The sequence below is a fragment of the Rhodanobacter sp. FW106-HT46G03 genome, from assembly GCF_058789895.1.
Genome location: NZ_JBYTCC010000001.1, coordinates 604,607 through 627,312, shown reverse-complemented (window position 1 = coordinate 627,312; position 22,706 = coordinate 604,607). Strand labels below are relative to the sequence as shown.

The 22,706-nt window shown below is 68.1% G+C and carries 21 protein-coding genes; 11 read left to right on the top strand and 10 right to left on the bottom strand.

The genetic code is table 11. The features are described from left to right. Positions 1–36 precede the first annotated feature (36 nt). Positions 37–1,416, top strand: coding sequence for an FAD-dependent oxidoreductase (locus AC3WP6_RS02530; protein WP_492626225.1), 1,380 nt, complete (start codon positions 37–39; stop codon positions 1,414–1,416). A gap of 50 nt (positions 1,417–1,466) precedes the next feature. Then, entirely contained in the window at positions 1,467–2,171 is a 705-nt protein-coding gene (locus AC3WP6_RS02525) for a Rieske (2Fe-2S) protein (protein WP_492626224.1), read from the top strand. Positions 2,172–2,195: 24 nt separating this feature from the next. On the opposite strand, the gene AC3WP6_RS02520 is transcribed toward AC3WP6_RS02525, so the two are convergent. The 3 genes from AC3WP6_RS02520 to moaA form a co-directional block, all read right to left on the bottom strand. Next, positions 2,196–3,161, bottom strand: coding sequence for a molybdate ABC transporter substrate-binding protein (locus AC3WP6_RS02520; RefSeq protein WP_492626223.1), 966 nt, complete (start codon positions 3,159–3,161; stop codon positions 2,196–2,198). A 39-nt stretch (positions 3,162–3,200) separates the two neighbouring features. Then, a complete protein-coding gene (locus AC3WP6_RS02515; protein ID WP_492626222.1) occupies positions 3,201–3,773 on the bottom strand; it encodes a DsrE family protein in 573 nt (190 codons plus the stop codon). A 181-nt stretch (positions 3,774–3,954) separates the two neighbouring features. After that, positions 3,955–4,974 (bottom strand): GTP 3',8-cyclase MoaA, encoded by a 1,020-nt coding sequence (gene moaA, locus AC3WP6_RS02510; RefSeq protein WP_492626221.1) that lies wholly within the window; start codon positions 4,972–4,974, stop codon positions 3,955–3,957. 353 nt (positions 4,975–5,327) lie between these two features. Between moaA and moaCB the strand changes: the two genes are divergently transcribed. From moaCB to AC3WP6_RS02465, 9 genes are all read left to right on the top strand, one after another. Then, complete coding sequence (gene moaCB, locus AC3WP6_RS02505) at positions 5,328–6,326, top strand: bifunctional molybdenum cofactor biosynthesis protein MoaC/MoaB (RefSeq protein WP_492626220.1); 999 nt, start codon at positions 5,328–5,330, stop codon at positions 6,324–6,326. Then, positions 6,323–7,570: a molybdopterin molybdotransferase MoeA gene (locus tag AC3WP6_RS02500; protein ID WP_492626219.1), complete on the top strand. Its 1,248-nt coding sequence runs from the start codon at positions 6,323–6,325 to the stop codon at positions 7,568–7,570. The genes moaCB and AC3WP6_RS02500 overlap by 4 nt, the downstream gene beginning before the upstream one ends. Beyond that, positions 7,567–7,827, top strand: coding sequence for a MoaD/ThiS family protein (locus tag AC3WP6_RS02495; RefSeq protein WP_492626218.1), 261 nt, complete (start codon positions 7,567–7,569; stop codon positions 7,825–7,827). Before AC3WP6_RS02500 ends, AC3WP6_RS02495 begins: the two co-directional genes overlap by 4 nt. A gap of 1 nt (position 7,828) precedes the next feature. Further along, positions 7,829–8,344: a molybdenum cofactor biosynthesis protein MoaE gene (locus tag AC3WP6_RS02490; RefSeq protein WP_492626217.1), complete on the top strand. Its 516-nt coding sequence runs from the start codon at positions 7,829–7,831 to the stop codon at positions 8,342–8,344. Positions 8,345–8,407: 63 nt separating this feature from the next. Beyond that, on the top strand, positions 8,408–9,319 hold the full coding sequence (locus AC3WP6_RS02485; protein WP_492626216.1) for an extracellular solute-binding protein: 912 nt from the start codon (positions 8,408–8,410) through the stop codon (positions 9,317–9,319). A 5-nt stretch (positions 9,320–9,324) separates the two neighbouring features. Continuing rightward, positions 9,325–10,095 carry an ABC transporter permease subunit gene (locus AC3WP6_RS02480; RefSeq protein WP_492626215.1) on the top strand — a complete coding sequence of 257 codons (771 nt, stop codon included), beginning with the start codon at positions 9,325–9,327 and terminating at the stop codon, positions 10,093–10,095. Then, positions 10,095–11,084: an ABC transporter ATP-binding protein gene (locus tag AC3WP6_RS02475; RefSeq protein ID WP_492626214.1), complete on the top strand. Its 990-nt coding sequence runs from the start codon at positions 10,095–10,097 to the stop codon at positions 11,082–11,084. Before AC3WP6_RS02480 ends, AC3WP6_RS02475 begins: the two co-directional genes overlap by 1 nt. A 15-nt stretch (positions 11,085–11,099) precedes the next feature. Continuing rightward, positions 11,100–12,269 (top strand): molybdopterin-synthase adenylyltransferase MoeB, encoded by a 1,170-nt coding sequence (gene moeB, locus AC3WP6_RS02470; protein WP_492626213.1) that lies wholly within the window; start codon positions 11,100–11,102, stop codon positions 12,267–12,269. A 438-nt stretch (positions 12,270–12,707) separates the two neighbouring features. After that, complete coding sequence (locus AC3WP6_RS02465; protein WP_492626212.1) at positions 12,708–14,174, top strand: hypothetical protein; 1,467 nt, start codon at positions 12,708–12,710, stop codon at positions 14,172–14,174. A 50-nt stretch (positions 14,175–14,224) separates the two neighbouring features. On the opposite strand, the gene istB is transcribed toward AC3WP6_RS02465, so the two are convergent. The 7 genes from istB to AC3WP6_RS02430 form a co-directional block, all read right to left on the bottom strand. After that, complete coding sequence (gene istB, locus AC3WP6_RS02460) at positions 14,225–15,001, bottom strand: IS21-like element helper ATPase IstB (protein ID WP_492626211.1); 777 nt, start codon at positions 14,999–15,001, stop codon at positions 14,225–14,227. Next, positions 14,991–16,514 carry an IS21 family transposase gene (istA, locus tag AC3WP6_RS02455; protein ID WP_492626210.1) on the bottom strand — a complete coding sequence of 508 codons (1,524 nt, stop codon included), beginning with the start codon at positions 16,512–16,514 and terminating at the stop codon, positions 14,991–14,993. Before istA ends, istB begins: the two co-directional genes overlap by 11 nt. A 65-nt stretch (positions 16,515–16,579) precedes the next feature. Next, entirely contained in the window at positions 16,580–17,704 is a 1,125-nt protein-coding gene (locus AC3WP6_RS02450) for an Arm DNA-binding domain-containing protein (protein WP_492626209.1), read from the bottom strand. Then, positions 17,697–17,933: a hypothetical protein gene (locus AC3WP6_RS02445; RefSeq protein ID WP_492626208.1), complete on the bottom strand. Its 237-nt coding sequence runs from the start codon at positions 17,931–17,933 to the stop codon at positions 17,697–17,699. The genes AC3WP6_RS02450 and AC3WP6_RS02445 overlap by 8 nt, the downstream gene beginning before the upstream one ends. A 699-nt stretch (positions 17,934–18,632) precedes the next feature. After that, positions 18,633–19,844 (bottom strand): serine aminopeptidase domain-containing protein, encoded by a 1,212-nt coding sequence (locus tag AC3WP6_RS02440; RefSeq protein WP_492626207.1) that lies wholly within the window; start codon positions 19,842–19,844, stop codon positions 18,633–18,635. 22 nt (positions 19,845–19,866) lie between these two features. Continuing rightward, positions 19,867–21,564 (bottom strand): class I adenylate-forming enzyme family protein, encoded by a 1,698-nt coding sequence (locus AC3WP6_RS02435; protein WP_492626206.1) that lies wholly within the window; start codon positions 21,562–21,564, stop codon positions 19,867–19,869. Further along, positions 21,565–22,704: an acyl-CoA dehydrogenase family protein gene (locus AC3WP6_RS02430; RefSeq protein ID WP_492626205.1), complete on the bottom strand. Its 1,140-nt coding sequence runs from the start codon at positions 22,702–22,704 to the stop codon at positions 21,565–21,567. It abuts the gene before it with no gap. Between the last annotated feature and the right edge of the window lie 2 nt (positions 22,705–22,706).

Sequence of the window (22,706 nt, the reverse complement as noted above, 5' to 3'; positions counted from 1 at the left end):
GCAGCCGTCGGTTCGCATCCCATGAGGAGACCAGGCATGACCCACGAAATCGATCGTCGGCACTTCCTGAAGATGAGCGGCACAGTGTTGGCGGCCGCACCCGCCGTGCTTGCCGCCGGGCCCGCGGCACTCGCCGCCGGCGTGGCGCAACCCGCCGGCGGCAAGCAGGGGGCACCGTTCGTTTCCACCCACCGCATGCTCGACCTGCCAAAGGCCAGGGGGCCACGGCTGGTGATCATCGGCGGCGGCACCTCCGGACTCACCATCGCCAAGCACGCGAAGAAGGCGTACCCGAAGTTCGACGTGGTGCTGGTCGAGAAGCGCTGCATGTATTCGTCGTGCTTTGCCAGCAACCTGTGGTATCCCGGCATCGTCAACCTCGAGTTCCTCGCCGACCACAGCTTTCTCGACGCCGCCCACAACGGCGGCTACATCTACGTCAACGCGACCTGCATCGGGCTGGACCGCGCCAGCCGCACCGTCGCCACCAATGAGGGCGACATCAAGTACGACTTCCTCGTCGTCGCACCCGGCATTTCCTACGACTACGACAAGATCGGTGTGCACGACATCGACGCCAAGGTCGCGCTGCGGCAGACCTACCCCGGCGGTTTCATCTGCCCGACCGAGCACGTCACCATCCATCGCAAGGTGCACCAGTTCGAAGGTGGCGTGTTCATCCAGACCGTGCCCAGCGGCAACTACCGCTGTCTGCCCGCGCCGTACGAGCGCGCCTGCCTGATCGCCTCGGTCATCAAGCACAACAAGCTCAAAGGCAAGGTCGTGATCCTGGATGCCAACCCCGAGATCACGATCAAGGCACCGGGTTTCCACGCCGCCTTCGACGAGTTGTACAAGGGCATCATTGAGTGGCACCCGACCGCGGCGGTCACCGGCGTGGACGTCGCCGGGCGCACCGTCCACACCGAGTTCGACAGCTACAAGTTCGACGACGCGGCGATCTACCCCAACGTCCGCGCGGCCACGCTGATCGAGGAACTGGACCTGATGGCGCCGCCCACCAAGAGCAACCAGAAGGAAGCGAACATCGACATCCGCTTCTACAACCTGATCGGCGACCAGCGCGTCTACGTGACCGGCGACTCGCGGCCGATGCCGTACTCCAAGAGCGGCAACACCTCCAACAGCGAAGGCCACTACGTCGCGAAGGTGCTGGCCGCGCGCGCACAGGGCAAGGACATCGCGTGGACTTCGCCGCAGACACTGTGCTACTCGATGGTCGACGCCTTTCCGAAGCAGGCGATCTGGGTCGACACCTACTACGGCTACGACGCCAAGAAGGATGCGATCACCGGTTTCAAGGACACCAAGGTCGACAACAAGCGCAGCGAGGCCAACGGCACCGCCTATCTGGAATGGGCGCGCGGGCTGTACCGCGACATGTTCAAGGCCTGAATGCGGAGGGCGGCCGGGCCGCGCAGGCGCCCCGGCCGGAACCCATCCCCATGGATCGCCGATCATTCGTCAAGGTATGCGCTGGCACCGCCATCGCGGCCGCGTGCTGGCGCGGCCACCCCGCACTCGCCGCTTCCATCGCCGACCACCCACCGGCCCGCCTGGTCAATGCCGATGGCAGTCCGCTCAAGGCGGCGGACGTCCCGACCACCGAGGCGCTGGTGTTCGCCTACCCCTATCGCGGCATCCCGTGCTTCCTCATCAACCTCGGCGCGCGCACCGCGCATCCGGCCACCCTCGCTTCACCCGAAGATGGCGACTACACCAGTCCAGCGGGTGTCGGACCGCGTGCCAACCTCGTCGCCTGCGTGGCCATCTGCACGCACCAGCTGAGCTACCCGACCCCCGACTACAGCGCGATCCGCTACGCGGATTCGGCGAGCCCGCTCGCCGGTTCGCCGGGCCGCATCGTGTGCTGCACCCACGGCAGCGTGTACGACCCGGCCGCCGGTGCCGCGCGGGTGTCCGGCCCGGCGCCGAATGCCCTGCTGCCGGTGCGGCTGGCATGGGACGCCGAAAGCGACGGCCTCGCGGCCACCGGCTGCGTCGGCGACAAGTTCTTCGCGCGCTTCTTCGACGCCTACAAGTCGGACCTGATCGACCGCTTCGGGCCGGGCGGCTATCACCAGCCGGTGGACGCGACCACCGTGGCCATCCCGCTCAGCCGCCATTCCGCCGCGGTGTCGACCTGCTGACGGTCCGGCCGCGACCCTGGCGGGTCAACGCCCCGGCGGCTGGAAACCGTACTTCGCATAGATTGCACGTGCCTGCGCACCCGCCATGAACTTCACGAAATCGCACGCAGCCTGTGCGTGCGGGGCCGATTTCATCACCGCCGCGGTGTAGGTGGCCACGCTGTTCTGCGCCGCCGGGATCGCCACGGTTTCCACCGGATGGTGCAGGATCTGCTGCTGGAACCACGCCTCGGTCGACCACACCGGCGCGGCGTCGGCCTCCCCCTGCAATACGCGCAGCGGCGACTGGCGGTGGTGGATGCGGGTCAGGAACGTGGTGCCGGCCGCGACCTTGGTCTGCATGACCGCCGTCACCAGCGCCTCGCCGCCGGCCTTGCGGTAGCTGGCCTCGATCTGGCGCGCGATGCCTTCCCACTTGGGGTTGGGCATGCTGACCCGCACGTCCGCGCGGCCGAGGTCCGCCAGCCCGCGCACGTGTTTCGGATTGCCCGCCGGCACCAGGATCGCCAGCCCGTTGCGCGCATAGTCGAACGTGTCGGCGAACCAGCCGTGCTCCTCCTGCAGGTGCGCGATCGCCCCCTTGCCGGCCGTATAGACGTCCGGCTGCAAGGCGATCTTCAGGTTGCCCATCACCAGCGAACCGGTCTGGATCTGCTGCGCAAGGATGCCCGGCGGCAGCGTTTCCACGTAGATGCGCTGGTACTGCGGATACGCCTGCCGGAATGCCGTCACCAGATCGTGCACCACTATGAACTGGTTGCCGGCGAAGAACACCACCAACTGGGGATCGACGATATCGCCGTGCAGGTCGGCAATCGCGTCCACCGGCGCCACCTGGAAATGCACGCCGCCGGCAGGCGGCGGGTTCCACGGCGGCAGGTAGTCCTGTGTCGACGAAGCCGGTGCGGCGACGACCGCCGCAGCCACCAGCAACAGCGGACCTGCCGCCAACAGGCAGCGGCGCCATGTGCGCCCAAGGCTACGTTGCATCCCACGCCTCCTCTCGCGCGATCTGCGCGGCACCCGGGTTTACAGCGGCATCAGCGCGTAGCCCTGCTGCTGCAGCTCGGTGATGGTGGTCAACGCCGACAACGCGACCGGCACCGCTGGATCCACCCACTCGAAGCGATAGTGGTGCTCCATCACCGCCTGCCCGCACACCGCCACCTCGATGCCGTGCTGGTGCAGCTCGCGGATCACCGGCAGGTTGGGATTGGCGACATGGTGCAACTGCTGGTAGTGCGCGTCGTCGAGCGCGATTTCCGTCGCCGGTCCGTAGGCGATCGCCACGAACTTCAGGTGATCGAGCGGGACGCCGGCGCTGGCATACAGGTTGACCGTGCGCGCGACGCGTTCCAGCGCCGGGCTCACCTCGGTCGGGTCCTTGCCGGGGTGGGTCAAGGCAAAGACCACCTTGTAGGTCGCCGCGCGATCCGGCATGAACACGGCATTCTTCGGCACCGGGTGGATCTTGCCGGCGCTGGCGATGACCCCCGCATGCCAGCCGGCATCGCTGGCCGACGCCGCCATGGCGGAACCCGCAAAGACGAATCCCAGTGCGGCCAGCGCGAGTGAAGCGAACACGCGATCGATTACATGCATGGGCCTGCCTCCATGTTGATAATCCACCTGGTTACCCCGAACACCCCCGCGTGCGCCGAGTCGTCATCGTGCGCGTCGGTTGCGGCGCCCCACCCCTGCGCCGGCGAAACCGCTGTCGGGTGCCATGCCGGCGGCGGCGCCAAACCGGCATTCCGTCGCAGGCGCCCACGCCAAACCGCAGTCAGCCGCCAATATACGACATCTCGATTTTCTTGCGCGCCGCGATTTCCGGCGTCGCCTGGGTGCGCAATTCCGAATAGCGGTCACGGCGCCGGCCCCACACGCCGGCGATCTTGTCCATGACCGCCTCGTCGTCGGCGCCGCTGCGCAGCAGGTCGCGCAGGCTGGTGCCCCCGCCGGCGAACAGGCAGGTGTACAGCACGCCTTCCGCCGACAGCCGCGCGCGGGTGCACCCGCCGCAGAACGGCTGGGTGACCGAGGCGATCACCCCGACCTCGCCCGCACCGTCCTTGTAGCGCCAGCGGTTGGCCACTTCGCCGGGATAGTTTGCCGGCACGCGCTCCAGCGGCCAGCGCGCATCGACGCGCTTGATCACTTCGGCCGAGGGCACCACGTCCTGCATGCGCCAGCCGTTGGTGGTGCCGACATCCATGAATTCGATGAAGCGCAGGATGCAGCCGCTGCCGCGGAAATGCTCCGCCATGTCCTCGATGCACTGCTCGTTGGCGCCGCGCTTGAGCACCATGTTGATCTTGACCGGCGTGAGCCCCGCCGCGGCCGCGTTGTCGATCGCGTCCAGCACCTTGCCCACCGGGAACCCGACCCCGTTCATCGCCTTGAACGTCGCGTCGTCGAGCGCATCGAGGCTGATGGTGATGCGCTGCAAGCCGGCCGCCTTCAACCGGCGTGCCTTGTCCGCGGTCAACAGCGAACCGTTGGTGGTCAGGCTGATGTCGGTGATACCGGGGATCGGCGCCAGCAGCGCGACCAGCCGCTCGATGTCCTTGCGCACCAGCGGTTCGCCGCCGGTCAGGCGCAGCTTGCTGACGCCCAGCGCCGCGAACAAGCGCGCGAGCCGCACGATCTCCTCGAAACTCAGCAGGCTGGCGCGCGGCAGGAACGCGTGGTCGGCGCCGAACAGCTCCTTCGGCATGCAATAGGTGCAACGGAAGTTGCAGCGGTCGGTCACCGAGATGCGCAGGTCGCGCATCAACCGCCCCAGTGTGTCTCGCGTTTCCACGCCTCACCCCCTTGTGCCGGGCCACTATACCCATGAGGGTATGCTATCCACCTTCGTCCACACCTGATCTGGAGCAGCCGCCGGTTCCCCATCCACACCGTCGCAACCGGGGTTCCGCGATCCGGAACCACCGCAAGTCCTGAGCTAAGCTGCGACCCGTAGCCGGTGGCCCGATGCCAGCTGAAAACCACGAGCCAGAGTCAGATGGCAACCAACACCCCGTCACGCACTTCGCCACAAAACGTGTCGCCAAGATACCGGCCTGCCTTGCATGCTTCAGCGCGCCGCCCGGATCACACGCGTCCCGTGCGGTGGCACCCCGGGATCGAAACGCCGCACCTCCACAGCCGAACATGAATCACGACACTCCCTACGCGAATTTCCACATGGCCGATGTACGCCGCAAGCGGATCACCGCGCGGCGCGCGGTGGCCGTCGGCGAGTTCCACCCCGGCAGCGCGTTTGCCGACATCGTCGAGCACCGTCTGCCCAAGGGCGACGCGCTGGTGATGGCCGAGTTCGCCGGGCTGCAGGGCGCCAAGAACGCCTCGCACCTGATCCCGCTGTGCCATCCGCTGGCGCTCGAATTTGCCGAGGTGCGCTGCGTGCCGGAGCCGGAGCGGCAGGTGATCCGCGTCTATTGCGAAGCCGCGCTGGCCGCGCGCACCGGCGTGGAAATGGAAGCGCTGGCCGGCGTCAACGCGGCGCTGCTGACGCTCTACGACCTCACCAAGCCGGTGCAGCCCGCGCTGAGCTTCGGCGGCGTGCGCCTGCTGTTCAAGGAAGGCGGCAAGAAGGGGCTGTGGATCCATCCCGATGGCATGACCGCCGCCGAACGCGAGCGCTTCAAGCCGCATGCGCAGGCGCCGCTCGACGGGCAGAGCGCCGCCGTCATCACCCTGAGCGACCGCGCCAGCCGCGGCGACTACGCCGACCGCGCCGGCCCGGTGCTGGTCGAGCGCCTCACCGCGCTCGGCGCCCGCATCGTCGCCGCCGAGGTGCTGCCGGACGAGCCGGCGACGCTGGCGGAACGGTTGCGTGACCTCGCTTCCGCCGGCACCCGGCTGGTCATCTGCACGGGCGGCACCGGGCTCGGACCGCGCGACCGCACGCCCGAGGCGCTGGCCGGCATCGCCGATCGCCGCGTGCCGGGCCTGGCCGAAATGTTCCGCGTCGAAAGCAGCCAGCACACGCCGCTCGCGTGGCTGAGCCGCGCCGAGGCGGTGCTGGTCGGCGGCACGCTCGTCATCGCCCTGCCGGGCAGTCCCAAGGCGGTCGCGCAAGGCATGGACATCCTGGCGCCGGTGCTGCCGCATGCGCTGGCCATGGCCGCCGGCGGAGACCACGCATGACGGCATTGCTCGATCCGGCCATCGCCGTCGAACGCATCCGCGAGGCCTGTACGCCGCTGCCCAGCGAGCACGTGACACTGGCGGCGGCGGATGGGCGCGTGCTGGCCGCCGCCGTCCGCAGCGCGGTCGACCTGCCGCCCTTCGACAACTCGATGATGGATGGCTTCGCGCTGGGCGCCGAGGCGCCGGCGACTGCCGGCAGCATCTGGCCGATCGCGGGGGAACAGGCCGCCGGCGACGCGGCCGCGGTCGCCACCACCGGCGCCTGGGAAATCATGACCGGCGCACGGGTGCCGGACGGGCGCGACCGGGTCATCCCGGTCGAACGCGCCGAACGCTTGGCCGACCCGCCGCGCGTGCGGCTGCTGGCCGACGTCGCCGCTGGCACCAATGTGCGCACCGCCGGTTCGGACGTGCAGCGTGGCGGCACCGTGCTGGACCACGGCACCGTGCTGGCCGCGCAGCACCTGATGCTGCTGGCCGCGCTCGGCGTCGCCGCCGTGGAGGTGGCGGCCCGGCCGCGCGTCGCCGTGCTGTGCACCGGCCGCGAGCTGGTCGATGACCCCGCGGCCAGGCTCGAATCGGGCCAGATCCGCGACAGCAACGGCCCCTACCTCGCCGCACGCCTGCCGCACGCCGGGGCGGAAGTCGTCCACCGCGAGGTGGTCGGGGACGACGCCGCCGCGTTTCTTGCCGCGGTCGGGCGCGCCCGCGCCGCCGGCGCGCACATCGTGTTGTCCACCGGCGCGGTCTCGATGGGGCGCTACGACTTCGTTCCGCACGCGCTGGAAAAACTCGGCGCCACGGTGCTGTTCCACAAGCTCGCGATCCGCCCCGGCAAGCCGCTGCTGTTTGCGCGCCTGCCGGATGGCACGCTGTTCTTCGGCCTGCCGGGCAACCCCATCGCGGTGGCCGTGGGGCTGCGGTTCTTCGTCAGCGTCGCGTTGCGCGCGCTGATGCGCCTGCCGACCGAACGCCCCCTGCGCGTGCGGCTCGCCAACGCGCACGGCAAGCACCCCGACCTGCGCATGCACTTCAAGGCGCGGCTCGGGATCGACGCCGACGGTCGCCTGCAGGCGCTGATCCTGCCGGGGCAGGAGTCCTACCGCATCGCCCCCTACGCGCGCGCCAACGCCTGGGTCATTGCGCCAGCCGGCATCAGCCAGCTCGCGGCCGGCACGCTGGTCGACGCCTGCGGCCTGAGCCACCTGCAGGGGCCGCAACCGGCCGGAGCCGACGCATGAAGATTCATCTCGCCCTGTACGGCGCCCTGCGCGAGGTCGATCCGCGCGGCTGGCTGGAACTGGAGGTGGCCGAGGCCGCAACCGTCGCCGACCTGCGCGCCGCGCTGGTGGCCTATCTCGAGTCCCATGCGTCGAACGCCCGCGCGAGCGTGGTCGAGCGCTCGGCGTTCGCGAGCAGCGACAGCGTGCTGGCCGAAACCAGCCCGCTGCCGGCCGGGGCCGAGCTGGCGGTGTTGCCGCCGGTGAGTGGTGGCTGAGATGGACAACCTGCGCACCCTCGTGGTCGACGCCAGCGAAGCCCGGCTGGAGGTGGCCGACGCCATTGCCTGGGTGTCCGACCCGCGCTTCGGCGGCATCGCGACCTTCATCGGCTGCGTGCGCGGAGCGAACCTCGGCCGGGTCGTCACCGGCATCTCCTACGACATCTTCAGGCCGCTCGCGCTGCACATCTTCGCGGACATCGGCGCCCGCGCCCGGCGCGAAGTCGGCGACCCGCTCAAGCTCTACATCGGGCACGCCTGCGGCCGCCTCGCGGTCGGCGACATCGCGGTGCTGGTCGCCGCCGGCACCCCGCATCGCGACGAAGCCTTCCGCGCCTGCCGGCTCGCCATTGAGGCGGTCAAGCACGCGGCACCGATCTGGAAACAGGAGCATTACATCGATGGCGACAGCGCGTGGAGCGAGGGCTGCTCGCTGTGCGATGCGCAGTCCGCGGAAGCCGGCGGCGCGGTCGCGGCCGGCAGCCACCAGCACCCGCATGGCCACCGGCACTGACCGATGGCTGCGGATCGGCGTCGAGGATTCCGCGCACCACCATCACGCCACCGGGAAATCCGCATGAAGCGCCGCGGGCTCGCGTCGATCGCGGCATTGGCCTGGCTCGTGCTCGCGCTGCTGCCGCTGGCCGCCGCGGGGCGGACGGTGCTGCGGGTCGCCTACGCCGGGTCGATGGGCGCGCTCATGGACCGGGGGCTCGGGCCCGCCTTCGAGCAGGCGCACGCCGCGACGTTCCAGGGCACCGGGCAGGGTTCGTACGCACTGGCCCGCCTGCTCGCCGCGAAGCAGTTGCAGGCCGACGTGTTCATCGCCGTCACGCCGGGGCCGGTCGACGTGCTGCGCAAGGCCGGGCTGATCGCGTCGGTCGAGCCGATCGCCAGTACCCGCATGGTCGTGATCTACAGCCCGCGCAGCCGTTTCGCGCCCGCCTTTGCCGCGGCGGCCGCCGGAGGCCAGCCATGGCATGCCGTGCTTGCGCAACCGGGCCTGCGCTTTGGCCGCAGCGACCCGTCGATCGATCCGCAGGGCGCCAACGTGCTGTTCACGCTGCAGCTTGCCGCCCGCTACTACCGGCAGCCGCAACTCGTCCGCCGCATCGCGGGCGACATCATCAACCCGCGGCAGATCTTCACCGAGAACTCGTTGCTCTCGCGGCTGGAGGCCGGCCAGATCGACGCCACCATCGGCTATGCGAGCGCGGCCCACTCGCACCACCTGCCGACGCTGGCATTGCCGGATGCGATCAATCTCGGCAACCCCGCGATGCGCGCGGACTGGTATGCCAAGGCCGGCATCGAACTGCCCGACGGCAAGGCGCTGCGCGCGCAACCGCTGGTGTTCTACGCCGCCATCCTGAAGACGGCGCGCCAACCGCAACTGGCGCAGCAGTTCATCGCCTTCATCCACGGCCCGCGCGGGCAGGCGCTGCTGCGGCAGTACGGCTACGCCCCCGCAACGCAGGGAGCGTCGTGACCGGCATGGCCCGTCCGCTGCGCAGCCCATGGGTGTCGAGTGGCCTCACCGCGGTCGCGGTGGTGCTGCTGCTCGCGCCGTTCGTCGGGCTGCTGGTGGCAACGCACTGGGCGGATTTCCACCTCGCGCCAGGCGACGGCCAGGCGATCGCGGTGTCGGTGGGCTACAGCCTGGTTGCCCTGGTCCCCATCATCGGCCTCGGCACGCCGTTCGCATGGTGGCTGGCACGCCGCGACCGGCGCGGCAAATGGCTGGTGGATGCGATCCTGCTGCTGGCGTTGCTGACGCCGCCGCTGGCGATGGGCCTGTTGCTGATGAGCCTGTTCGGTCCGTATGCGCCGGTGGGCGCGACCCTGCAGCGCATCGGGCTCACGCTCACCAATTCGCCGCCGGCGTTCGTGGCGGCCCAGTTCTACGCCGCACTCCCCTACTACGTGATCGCCGCGCGGGCAGCGTTCGAGAGCGTGCCGCGCGAACTGGAACAAATCGCGCTGACGCTGGGGCATTCGCCCACGCGCAGTTTCATCACCGTCAGCCTGCCGCTGGCGCGCCTCGGCCTGGCGGCTGCGGTGGCGCTCGCGTGGGTGCGCGCGCTCGGCGAGTTCGGCGTGGTGCTCATCATTGCCTACTACCCGCAGGGCATCCCGGTGAAGCTGTGGGTCAACCTGCAGGATTCCGGGCTCGATGCCGTGTACCCGCTGCTGTGGGTATTTTTCCTGGTGGCGCTGCCGCTGCCGCTGACGCTGGGGATGCTGGCAAGGCGCGGGCGCACTTGATGCACATCGACTACCACATCGAGCAACCGATCCGGCTGGCGGCGCGCTTCGAGGTCGAGGGTTTCACCGTGCTGCTGGGTGCCAGCGGCGAGGGCAAGAGCGTGCTGCTGCGTGCCATCGCGGGGCTCTTGCCGGCGAACGGCCAGCCATTCGCCGGACGCACCGCGTCGCAGCGCGCGGTGGGCTATCTGCCGCAGGGCTACGGCCTGTTTCCGCACCTCAACGTGTGGCGCAACGTGGCGTTTCCGCTGCACGGGGCGCAACGTCGGCAACGCGCCATGGACTGGCTCGAACGCGTGCGCCTGGCGGAGCATGCCGAGCGTTGGCCCGGCGAGCTCTCGGGCGGCCAGCGCCAGCGCGTCGCGCTGGCCCGTGCGCTGGCCCGCGAACCGCGCCTGTTGCTGCTGGACGAGCCGACTTCGGCGCTCGATCCCATCACCCGCGACGACATCGTGGCCGAGCTGATCGCGGTGATCCACGCCGCGCGCGTACCCACGCTGGTCGCCAGCCATGATCCGGTGCTCGCGGCGGCGGCCGACCGCCTGGTGTTGATGCATGGACGCCGCATCGTGCAGGCGGGGCCGCCGGCGCAAGTCCAGGCCCATCCCGTGAGCGGTGCCGCGGCGCGCCTGCTCGGCCAACGCAACGTGCTGCGCGGGCGCATCCGCCGGGTCGATGGCACCGCCCGGCTGTACTGGCCGGCGGCCGACGCGACGCTCGCGCTACCGGCCGAGCTGCCCGACGGCAGCGCGGTCGACTGGTCGATCGCGCCCCACGCGCTGCGCGTATCGGACGCCGCGACGGCGCCGGCCACGGCCTTGCACGCGGTGCCCGAAAGCATTCAAATCGGGCCTTATGGCCAGCAATGCCGCGTTCGTTGCGGACAAGGCCACCTGTGGGTGGCGCTGCCGGCGGGACAGGCGTTGCCCGAACCGTTGTGCGTGGAACTGCCGGCCGCCGCCATCCACTGCTGGCCAGCGGCCGACTGATCGAACGCACCGTCCATGCCCAACGCCAACGATACCGAGGCCCTGATCCAGCGCTTGCGCGGCGAAATCGGCGAGCTGGCGCCCGCCGGCGCCCTGCGGCGCCAGGCCGCGGGCGCACTGTTGCTGGATGTGCGCGAGGAGAGCGAACGCGCGGCCGGCATGCCGGTCGGCGCGCAGGGCCTCTCGCGCGGGTTCCTCGAGCTGCAGATCGACGAGCTCGAACCCGACCGCGGCCGCGAGATCCTGACCTTGTGCCAGGCCGGCATCCGCTCGCTGCTGGCGGCGCGGACGCTGCGCCAGCTCGGCTACACCAATGTGCGCTCGGTGGCCGGCGGCTATGCGCGCTGGCAACACGAGGGCCTGCCCATCGCCCACGGCGGCGCGCTCGACGCCGATGCCGCCGAACGCTACGCGCGCCAGATCAACCTGCCCGGGGTGGGCGTCGCCGGCCAGCGGCGGCTCGCCGCTGCGCGCATTGCACTGGTCGGCGCCGGCGGGTTGGGTGCGCCCGCCGCGCTGTATCTCGCCGCCGCAGGGGTGGGCGAAATCACGCTGATCGACGACGACCGCGTCGAGCGCTCGAACCTGCAGCGGCAGATCATCCACGCCGATGCGCGCGTCGGCATGGCCAAGACCGAATCGGCGCGGATCGCGCTGGCGGCGCTCAACCCACGGGTCCGCGTGGAGCTGCGCGACACCCGCCTGCGGGCGGCCAACGTCGAGCAGCTCGTCGCCGGGCACGATCTCATCATCGATGGCGCCGACAATTTTCCGACCCGCTACCTGCTGACCGCCGCCAGCATCCGCCTGAAACTGCCGCTGGTATACGGCGCGCTCGAACGCTTCAGCGGCCAAGTCAGCGTGTTCGATCCGCGCGACCCGCACTCGCCGTGCTACCGCTGCCTGTACCCGCAGCCGCCGGACGCCGATGCCGCGCCCAACTGCAGCGCAGCCGGCGTGCTGGGCGTGCTCCCGGGCCTGGTGGGCCTGCTGCAGGCGACCGAAGCGCTCAAGCTGCTGCTCGGCCTCGGCACGCCGCTGGTGGGCCAATTGCTGCTGATCAATGCGCTGGACATGGACTTCCGCAAGCTGCGCCTGCCGCGCAATCCGGATTGCCCCGGCTGTGGTGCCAACGCCAAATGGTCTGGCTACACCGACCTCGAAGGAGTGTGTGCTGGGCACTGAGTGGTTGCACCGTCGGATCGTTCGCCACGCCCCGGGCGAATTCTCCGGAGCGCACGACACGGCGACAAAAAACTCGACCTCATGGAGGTCACTGCGGCCATGTAACGCGCGACCGCCTCGTCAGGCTTCACTCATCCGGCCCAATCGGCCATCTCGACTTGCGGCCGCGGTCTGTCCCGGATCTGTCCCAACGAAATGGTGCGCCTGGCGGGATTTGCTTCGGAGGGCGAAATTAAACAAGCACGCCAATAAACATTAAAAGTACAACGTCGAATTTGTTACGTACGTAGCTAACTGTTTTTACTAATATTTAGTCTACAAAATGAGAGCAACTTACATTTCGCCTGACGTCCTGCTCAGTTGATAACGGCACGCGACGTACAACAATGTTGTCCCGACGTATGATGTGCAAATGAGTAACGTCCTGCACAGAGCGCTGTGAAGATACAAGCTGCCGAACCGACGCATGTCGTAGGCGACCTGCTGAACGCGATTCCGGAGCTGCGCCCGGAGGAGCCCCTACTCGTCGATATTGCTCGGACCGCGCCGCCACCAAACATGACGGCCATCCCCCCGTTGTTAAGGTTTTTGCGGCGTGTCGTCGCAGCCACACCCTGGCTCCCCGACGAGACGTCAATTCCTTGGGCCAATACCGCCGCGCTGTCCGAGCTGGAAACTCGCGTCCACCAGGGGTTTGCCGCAATCACCCCGAAGCTGAAGGAGGACTACACCAGACACGCCCACCTTGTCGGTTACACCACCAAGTATCCGATCTACGCCGCCCTGTTCGAAGAAAGACGGACCGCCCAGCCCGAGCTCGAACAGCTTAGAGCGCTACTACTTATATGTAGCCATCAATGGAACGGTGACCTCCGAAACGGGATCACGGGCAATGGCGATGCGCTCAACACCTTGGCTGCCACCATCCGCGGTGCACGAGGCAAGCCATCTGCGTCCTTTTCGGACTGGCTGCACAAGCAGGGGGCCGCCCAATCCCGCGCCGAGTTGGCGCGGATCGTCGGCAACTTCGAAAACTGCCCTCTCAAGGGCTTGGCGAAATGGGCACAACACCATTACCTACCGGCGCTGACTCAAGGGCCGCCGGTGAAAGGACATGTTCGGCGCATCCCACCGGTCGAGCCGACCGGCGCCGTAGCTGCACCATCGCCGCCTGCGACAAGCAAACCGTCGTCGCCCGACGCGACTGCCGGCCGGCGAGCCACGCACCGCCACGAAACACCGCGTCCTTTCGTGCCCCGCATCATCACGAAGGAGATCGGGTTCGTCGACGGGCCGCAATCCCTGCGCGGCGAATCTCCCGAAGAGGCGCAAGGGAGGCCGATCGCAGCCATCCTGCCAGCCCCCAGCAGAAACCTGGCGACCGCCCGCAACGGCGTGTTCCGGGCAAGACAATCCATCTGGGGCCGGAACCACCTGTTGCTCACCGAGCACCCGGAATCCTTGCTGGTGCCGGAGGCCAGAATCGTCGCAAAAGCCCTGATGGAACAACTCACGGCAGAGGCGGCCACCAACGAAACCTCCGCCGGCGCCATCTGGCCTCTGCTCTCGCTGGTTACCGGGCGTGCGCCCGCGTCCCTGTGCGCTGTTCGCATCTTGACCAAGCTGTCGGACGCACCGACAGACCAGAGTGGGGCCCATTGGGACATGGCGATCGCGGATCGGGCGATCCGGCTCCCAGCCCTGACGCCACAACAGGCGTTCAAGCCCGACACGGCTGAGAGCCGATTCCTTGAACCCACCGTCTCCTATGTGGAACTCCCTATCCTCCCCACCATCGCCCAGGTCGCCGGGAAGTACTCGCTGGCGCTTTCCACGCCACACACCTTGGCCAGTGTCCAGCACGCCATCGAAGACGCCTGCCTGTTGATTTCCGCCGAAAACTGAGCCGGGATTTTCATCGAAAAGTGAGCCACCCGTTCGTGCTGCAGGTTAGCTCAGATTGGGGTTGACGTTGGGGTCTTGGTCTCCTTTGTGATGTCCGTGCCATGGTTCCTGAAGCGGTAGCTGTCGTTGCCGGTTTCCAGAATGTGGCAGCGATGCGTGAGCCGGTCCAGTAGCGCGGTGGTCATCTTGGCGTCGCCAAAGACCGCCGCCCATTCGGCGAAGCTGAGGTTGGTGGTGATGGCCAGACTGGTGTGCTCGTAGAGCTTGCCGATGAGGTGGAACAGCAAGGCGCCCCCAGCCTGCGAGAACGGCAAGTAGCCCAGTTCGTCGAGGATCACCAGGTCGGCCTCGATGAGGCGGGTCGCCAGTTGTCCCTGCTTGCCGGCGGCCTTCTCCAGTTCCAGCACATTGACTAGTTCGATGGTGGAGAAGAAGCGCACACGCCGCCGCCCATGCGTGACGGCCTGCACGCCGATGGCCGTGGCCAGATGGGTCTTGCCGGTGCCGGGGCCGCCGACGAAGACGAGGTTCTGCCGCTGATCCATGAAGTCGCCACGGTGCAACTGGCGAACCAGTGCCTCGTCGACCGTACTCTGGGCAAAATCGAAGCTGCTCAGATCCCGGTAGATCGGGAAGCGCGCCACCTTCAGCTGATAGTTGATGGAGCGCACCTCACGCTCGGCCACTTCGGCCTTGAGCAGTGTGTTCATCAAGGGCATCGCTTCGCGATACAGCGAGGCACCTTGCTGGGCCAGCTCATCGAGTGCCTGGGCCATGCCATGCAGGCGTAACGACTTGAGCGTGGTGATCACGGCGTCATGCGACATCGTGTGTCCTCCGCAAACCGTCGTAGCGGGCCACGTTGGCGACCGGTTCGACCTGCAAGGCCAGGGCTGGTGGCGCACCGACCGGAGCCGGCGGTGTCTGGCCGACCAGCCGAGCCAGCAGGTTGAGCACATGCGGCTTGGACGGGGCATGGGCCTCCAGCGCCAACTCGACCGCGGTGAGGACCGCCTGTTCGTCGTACTGCAGCACCAGGGCGAGGATCTCGACCATCTCCCGATCACCGCCGGGGCGCTGGAGCAACTGAGTCTGCAAGCGACGGAAGCCTTCCGGCAGATCGGCAAACGGGGCGCCGTTGCGCAAGGCGCCGGGCTTGCGCTGTACCACGCTGAGGTAATGACGCCAGTTGTAGACCGTCAGGCCGCCATCGTGCGTGCGGTTGATCCGGCGCGGATGCTCGGCAATCACCTGGCCCTCGGCGGCCATCACCACACGGTCGGCGTACAGACGCACGCTGATCGGCCGGTTCGCATAACTGGCCGGCACGCTATAGCGGTTGCGCTCGACATGCACCAGGCAGGTCGGCGTTACGCGCTTGGTCTGCTCGACGAAGCCATCGAAGGGAGCCGGCATCGGCATGAGCAACGGCTGCTCGTCCTGCCAGACCGAGGCGATCGTCCGATCCCGCCACGTCGGGTGGGTAAACTCGTGCCATAGCGCCACACAGCGCTCTTGCAGCCAGACGTTGAGCGCATCGAGCGTCGGCATCGCGGGCACCGTGGGCCAGATCCGATGACGGGCATCCTGGACGTTCTTCTCGATCTGGCCCTTCTCCCAGCCGGAGGCGGGATTACAGAACTCGGCTTCGAACAGGTAATGACTCACCATCGCGGCAAATCGGGCGTTGACGTCGCGCAGCTTGCCGCTGCAGACCTTGTCCACAGCGGTCTTCATGTTGTCGTAGATGCCGCGGTGGGGCACGCCGCCGAACACGGTGAAGGCATGCTGGTGTGCATCGAACAGCATCTCGTGGGTCTGCAGCGGATAGGCGCGCAGTAGGAAGGCGCGGCTGTGGCAGAGCTTGAAATGGGTAATCTGCAGCTTGACGCGCTCACCGCCGATGCGGGCGTGGTCCTCACTCCAGTCGAACTGGAACGCTTCGCTCGGTGCGAAAAGCAATGGCACGAACGTCCCGCGCCCGGCCGTCTGCGCCCGCTCTTGCTCGGCACGCCGCCACTCGCGGGCGAACGCGGCAACCCGGCCATAGGAGCCGGCATAACCCTTCGTCAGCAGAGCGGCATGCATCTGCCGTAAGGTGCGTCGCTGTTTGCGCGACTGTCGCTGGTTGGTGCGCAACCAGTCGGACAGCTCTACGGCATACGCATCCAACTGGCTCGGACTCTTCCGGTGGGGATACCTCGGGGAGGTCTCCCCGCTCGCCAAATACTTGGTGATGGTGTTGCGTGACAGCTTCGTGCGTCGGGCGATCTCTCGGATCGAGATCTTGTCGCGAAGGTGCCAGCGTCGGATTACGCTCAATAGGGCCACGTCGATCACTCCTGTTGCTCCCGCTCGTGCTGTGAGCGGAGGGTGGTAGGAGGTGGCTCAAAATCGGACGAAAATCACCCGGGGAAGTGGCTCAGTTTTGGATGGAAATCAACAGTCGAGTGTCCGAGCGTGTGCGCAACCCACTCGGGATTCTCGCCAGCCGCCAGCATCAGGGTGGCTGCGGTATGTCGGGTCTGGTAAGGGGCGCGCAACCGCAGGCCGAGCAGCCGCAGGAGCGGGTACCACACGCGGTTGGTGAAGTTCACGGCGTCGATCGGGTTGCCGTGGCGCGTGCTGAAGACCCACGGACAAGACTCGGTCTTCGTCGCCAGATGCGCCTGCAAGGCCGCCCGTACCTGCGGCACCATCTGGATCACCCGATGGGATCCTTCAGTCTTGAGCTCCCCATCGCCGTCGCGCGACACGCTGCGCTCCACCTTCATGAGGTTCTCAGCGAAGTCGATATCCTGCCACTGCAGGCCGTTCACCTCCCCGGTGCGAAGCCCGGTGAAAAACCGCACGATCAGGTACGCGCGGTAATCCTGGCGGACGGTGGCCACCATCAGGTCCACTTCGGCGAGGCTGAAAGGCAGGATCTCCGAGCGCTTCTGCTTCAGCGGTTTGATGCCACGCGCGGGAGACGGTACGCCTTGCCGGTCACATGCCTCGTTGAGGATGGAGCTGAAAACGCTGATGACCTTGTTGATGCGCTTGGCGGACACGAGGGCCCCGCGTCGCCCCTTGCGACGGGCAAACTCCGCCCGGAAACCGAGGATGTCTGCACGCGCGATGTCGGAGATCAGCTTCTCGCCAAACCACGGCAACAAGTGCTTGTCGAGCTCGTCGCGCACTGCGGCGTGATATCGCTTGCGCCACCGGGGCTCGGACTCCTTGAACCACGTCTCAGCGAATTCACGAAAAGTCGGTGCCGTCGACGCACTCGACTTGAGTGCACCCGGCGAGGCCTGCGCCCCGGCGATGGTTGGCGACTGGGTAGCGCGCGGGCTATCCGGGAAGTAGCGGCCATATTCAAAGGTTCCCGAGCGCAAATCGCGCTCGATTCGGCGTGCCAGCGCCTGCACCTGGTGACGGTTGGCGGGCGTATCTGGTAGCGCGGTGTACTCGCGGCACCGCGCTCCCCTATAGCCGAAGTCCAAGTAAAGGTTGCCCGTCTCCGGGCGTACACGCACCTTAACCATGGGCGACGCCTCCGTTGGCCATCGGGACCGGTGCCAGGCAACGCCCCGAGAACTCGCCCATGTCCCGTTCGATCGTCTCCCACACGTACAGCAGCTTGCGACCACCAAACGGGCGGATGTAGTGGATGCCCTCCAGCAGCACCGAATCCTTGAGCCGGGTCCGGATCGTCCGCGCGTCGTAGTGGATGCGCTCCGCCAGTTGCTCCGTGGTGAGATAAGTGGACTCCATGTGCTTCTCCTTCAATGTCGCCCGTGGCGGGCTTGATTCGAGGAAAGCACAGACGTCTATTTCGGCAAGCGCTCCTTCGACGGGCACACCGATGCGTAGACGAGACGCCCCGCAGGAACAGTATCGCGTCCTGCCGTCCGACCACGACAAACTGGTACTGAAACTCCGCACTTGAGCCAGGTGATAATGGCGGGAAACTGTTCTCGTGGCTCTCTCAATCCGTGTGGTTGACACTCACGCAGCGACCCGCTGAACCGCATGCGTCCACGAGTTCTTCGGCAGGTGCCTGAGGTTGGCGCAGATGAGATAGCTGATGGCGATCAGGTGACGATCGGTGCCGTAGCCGCACACGCCTTGGCGGCTCGGATGCGGCCGTTGATGTCGTCCTCGCGTGGTCTCCCCTCACGCCCGGCAACTAACGCGCGACACGTTGACCTTGATGATCGCCTTGTACTGAAAGAAATTCAGATGTTGCCAACGGCGCGCGACACAATCCAACCAAGCCCGATTACACTCTGCCTTGAACTAGTTCGGCCCGGTGCAGTTCGAGCAACACTGGCTGGCCAATCAGGCCAAGCAGGCCAGCTCATGGCCTCGGTTATGGGGCACGGAACTTGAGGGCGAGGTCTGTCTCGACCTGACGATGCGCGACGGCATCAAAACCGTCGAAGTGGCCAGTACATCCCACGCGGGCGCCTTTCAGTGCGTAGCAGCGGGCGGCGTGCCAGCAACTGGTGCACAGGTTTTCAGCTGGTGTCCGCCTGCGAGGAAAGCGAGAAAGTCATGCGCTGCCGCCGGGCTTTGCGCCAAGGCATCGCCGTGGCTGCCGCCCTGGACGTCGTGATAGAAGGCGGTGGCGTGTGCAGCGCAGATCTGCTTGTAGTACGCCTGCGTGCCGCCTGCGGCGACGAGCTGGTCGGCGCTGCCCTGCACGAACATCACCGGCACCGTGGGCTGCAGGTGGCCGATGGCCTGGCGGTCGAGATAGGCGGTGAGCGGGGCGAGGTCGGCGCCGGGCTTGAACACCGTCGCCGGCGCCTGCTTGACCTCCGTGCGCAGCTCGGCGAGGCAGCGGCTGCCGGCGAGGTTCATCAGCGGCTGCAGGTCGGGGCTGATGAGCTGCTCCACGTCGAGTTTCGGGTCGGCGGCCTGCGCACCCTGGAGCATGATCGGAAAGAACAGCGCGACACCGACCGGCGGGTGCGGGTTGGCCTTGAGGTACTCCATGATCGCCGAGTAGCGGTAGCCGCCCGGCGCGATGGCGATGGCGCCGCGCAGCTTGTACTGCGGCAGGTCGGCCTGGCCGTGCGCGGCCACCGCGAGCGCCGCGGCACCGCCCTGGCTGTGGCCCATCACCAGCCAGTCTTTGCTGAACGCGCCGGGGCGCAGCGCGTGCAGCGCGCGCACCGCGTCGTCCACCGTGTGCAACTGGCTGGTGGCGTCCATGTACGGATGGCCGCCCGGCGTGCCCAGGCCCTGGTAGTCGGTGGCAACCACCGCGTAGCCCCGTGCCAGCCACCAGTCGAGCGCGGTTTCCATCGCGGTCTCATAGGGGTGGATCGGCCCGCCGACGTAATCGCCGGAAGGCGCGCAGGTGTCGGTCACGCCGGTGGTGCCGTGCGCCCATGCCAGCACCGGCCAGCCGCCCTTCGGTGGCGCACCCTTGGGCAGCAGCGCGTAGCCAGAAACCACGATGGGCTCGCCGTGCACGCCGCGGCTGCGGTAGGTGATGACCTCGCGCGTTGCCGCGTGTGGCAACGTGGCGGGAACCGCGGTGGCCTGCACCGACAGCAGCGCGCCGGGCGCGGGCGCGGCGACCTCGACGGTCGCCGGTGCCGCGGCCCATGCCACCGGCACCGCGAGGGCCGCGACCAGTGCGGCCACGCCGCCCATCAGCATCGACTTGCGCATGTGAGGCACTCCGGTTGCGGTTTCAGGAGGGGAGATATTCGCGCTTGACGGCGCGCTTGAGCAGCTTGCCGCTGGGGCTGCGCGGCAGCGGCCCGGAGTGGATGTAGATGTCGCGCGGCACCTTGTACGCGGCGAGCCGCGCGGCGACGTGGGCGCGCACCGCATCCGCCGACAACGTGGCGCCGCTGCGCGCCACCACGACGGCCACCACGGCTTCGCCGGTGACCTCGTCGGGCTGGGCGAACACCACCGCCTCCTGCACCTGAGAGTGCTGCAGCAGGCAGGATTCGACCTCGGCCGAAGCGATCTTTTCGCCATTGCGGTTGATCACGTCCTTGATGCGGTCGACCACGTGCAGGAAGCCTTCGGCATCCAGGTAGCCGATGTCCCCGGTGTGCAGCCAGCCGTCGGCGTCGAGCGCAGCGGCAGTGGCTTCGGGGTTGTGCCAGTAGCCGTCCATCACGCACACGCCGCGCAGGCACAGCTCGCCGGGTTCGCCGGCCGGCAGCGGCTTGCCCCCGGCGTCGATCACCTTGAGCTGCATGACCGGCGACAGGCAACCGGAGCTGTTCGGCCGGCGAAAGAACAGTGCGCCGGCCACGGCGGCACCGGCGCCGTTGGTCTCGGTCATGCCGAAGCCCACGCCGGACAGCGAATCCGGTCGACGCACCAGCACGTCGTCCACCACGCGCTGCGGCAGGCCGGCGCCACCGAAGCCGATGCCCGCGAGCGTGGTGGTGGCCGCGTCGAAACCGGGCTCGGCCAGAAGCTGCATGACCATCGCCGGTGCGCCGTTGAACTGGGTGATGTGTTCGCTGCGGATCAACTCGAGCGCGCGCGCGCTGTCCCAGCGGCGCATCAGCACCAGCCGGCGCCCGCCGCGCAACGAGGCCAGCAGTTGCGCATGCAGGCCGCTGACGTGGAACAGCGGCACCGCCATCAGCGTGGTCGGCGGGTTGGCGCTCTGCATCAGCTTTTCGATCGCCTTGGGTGAAGTGAGCGCGGAGAACGTGCCGATGTATTCGATGTTGTACATCGCCTGGCACACCGCGCGCTGGCCGGACAGCACGGCTTTCGCCCGGCTGGACGCGCCGGAGGTGAAGAGGATCAGCGCCGGGTCGGCGGGCGTCAGCACCGGCGTCTGCGCAGGGGCCGTGCCGGCTGCGCACAACGCATCGAAATCGTGCGTGCCGGGCGGCACGGCACCGCCGGCGACGATGGCGGCCACGCCCAGCACCGGCAAATCCTCGCCGATGCGCGCGTGGCGCTCGGCATCGCAAAACAGCAGGCGCGGCGTGGTTTCGCGCAAGGCGGCAGCCAGTTCGTCGCGCAGGCCGAAGCTGTTGAGCGGCACCGGCACCGCGCCGGTCATGGCAGTGGCGACGAACGCCACGCCCCACTCCGGGCGGTTGCGCATGGCAATGGCGACGCGCTCGCCGGCGCGGATGCCGGCCTCGCGCTGCAGCCAGCCGGAGAGCGCATCCACCGCGGCAAAGAAACGCGTGAACGTCCAGCGCTCGCCCTCGTAGACCAGGAACTCCTTGTCGGCATGCACGCGCCCGGCGTCGAGCAGCGCGGGCAGCGTGGGGAACGCCTGCCGGTAGGCTTTCAGCGTGTGCCCGCCCTGCTCCACGTCGACCAGCTCGAACGGCGCACCGGGCGCGGTCAGTTGCGCCGTGCTGCGTGCGGCCAGCGCCATCAATTCGGAACCCGTGGCCATTCAAAACCCCCGTAGTCGCGCATAGCGTTCCCGATGGAACGCGCCGTCGCCCAGTTGCTGGCGCAGCACGCGCGCGCGCTTGACGAACAAACCCAGATCGAACTCGTCGGTGACGCCGATGCCGCCGTGCATCTGCACCGCTTCGTTCGGCACGGTGGCGCACAGGTCGGAGGCGCGCGCCTTGGCCAGGCTCACAAGCGGGCCGATCTCGGCCGAGCCGGCGTCGATCGCCTCGAACGCGCCGCGCACCGCGCTCTCCAAAAGCTCGATCTCGACATACAGGCGTGCGGCGCGGTGCTGCAACGCCTGGAACGAGCCGATGGGCACGTCGAATTGCACGCGCTGGCCAAGGTAGTCGATGGTGCGCGCGAACACCTCGCGCACCAGGCCCAGCGCTTCCGCGGCCAGGCAGGCGCGCGCGCGGTCGAGCACTTGGTCGAGCGCCGGCCACACCTTGCCCGCCGTGCCGAGCAGGGCATCGGCGTCGACGTGCACCTCGTGCAGCGCGAGGTTGGCGGTGTTGCGTGCATCGACCATGCGCACGCCGGTTGCGACCACGCCGGGCGCATCGGCGGGTACGCAGAACAGGCTGAGGCCATCGGGCTCATCGTCCGTGCCGGCGCTGCGCGCCAGCACCAGGCATTGTTCGGCGCCCACGCCGTCGATCACGAAGGTCTTTTCGCCATCCAGCACCCAGCCAGCGCCGGCGCGACGCGCCCACGTACGCACCCGGGTCGGCGCATGCCGCGCGCCTTCCTCGAACGCCAACGCAAAGCGCGGCTCTCCGGCGATGATGGACGGCAGCCGGCACTGCTGTTGTTCGGCATTGCCGAGCGCCAGCACGGCGCCACCGGCGAGCGCCACGTTGGACAGCAGCGGCAGCGCGGCCAGCCTGCGGCCGCACTCCTCGAACACGGCGGAGAGGCCCTGCCAGCCGAAGTCGAGGCCGCCAACCGCTTCGGGAAACACCGCCGCCGTCCAGCCCATGTCCGCGGCGTCGCGCCACAACACCGGGTCGAAACCGAGCGCATCGCCGCCATCGCGCAGCGCGCGCTGGCGCGCCACCGGCGACCGCTCGCCGAGGAAATCGTGCGCGGCTTCGCGCAACTGCACTTGCTCGTCGCTCAGCAACAGGCTCATCG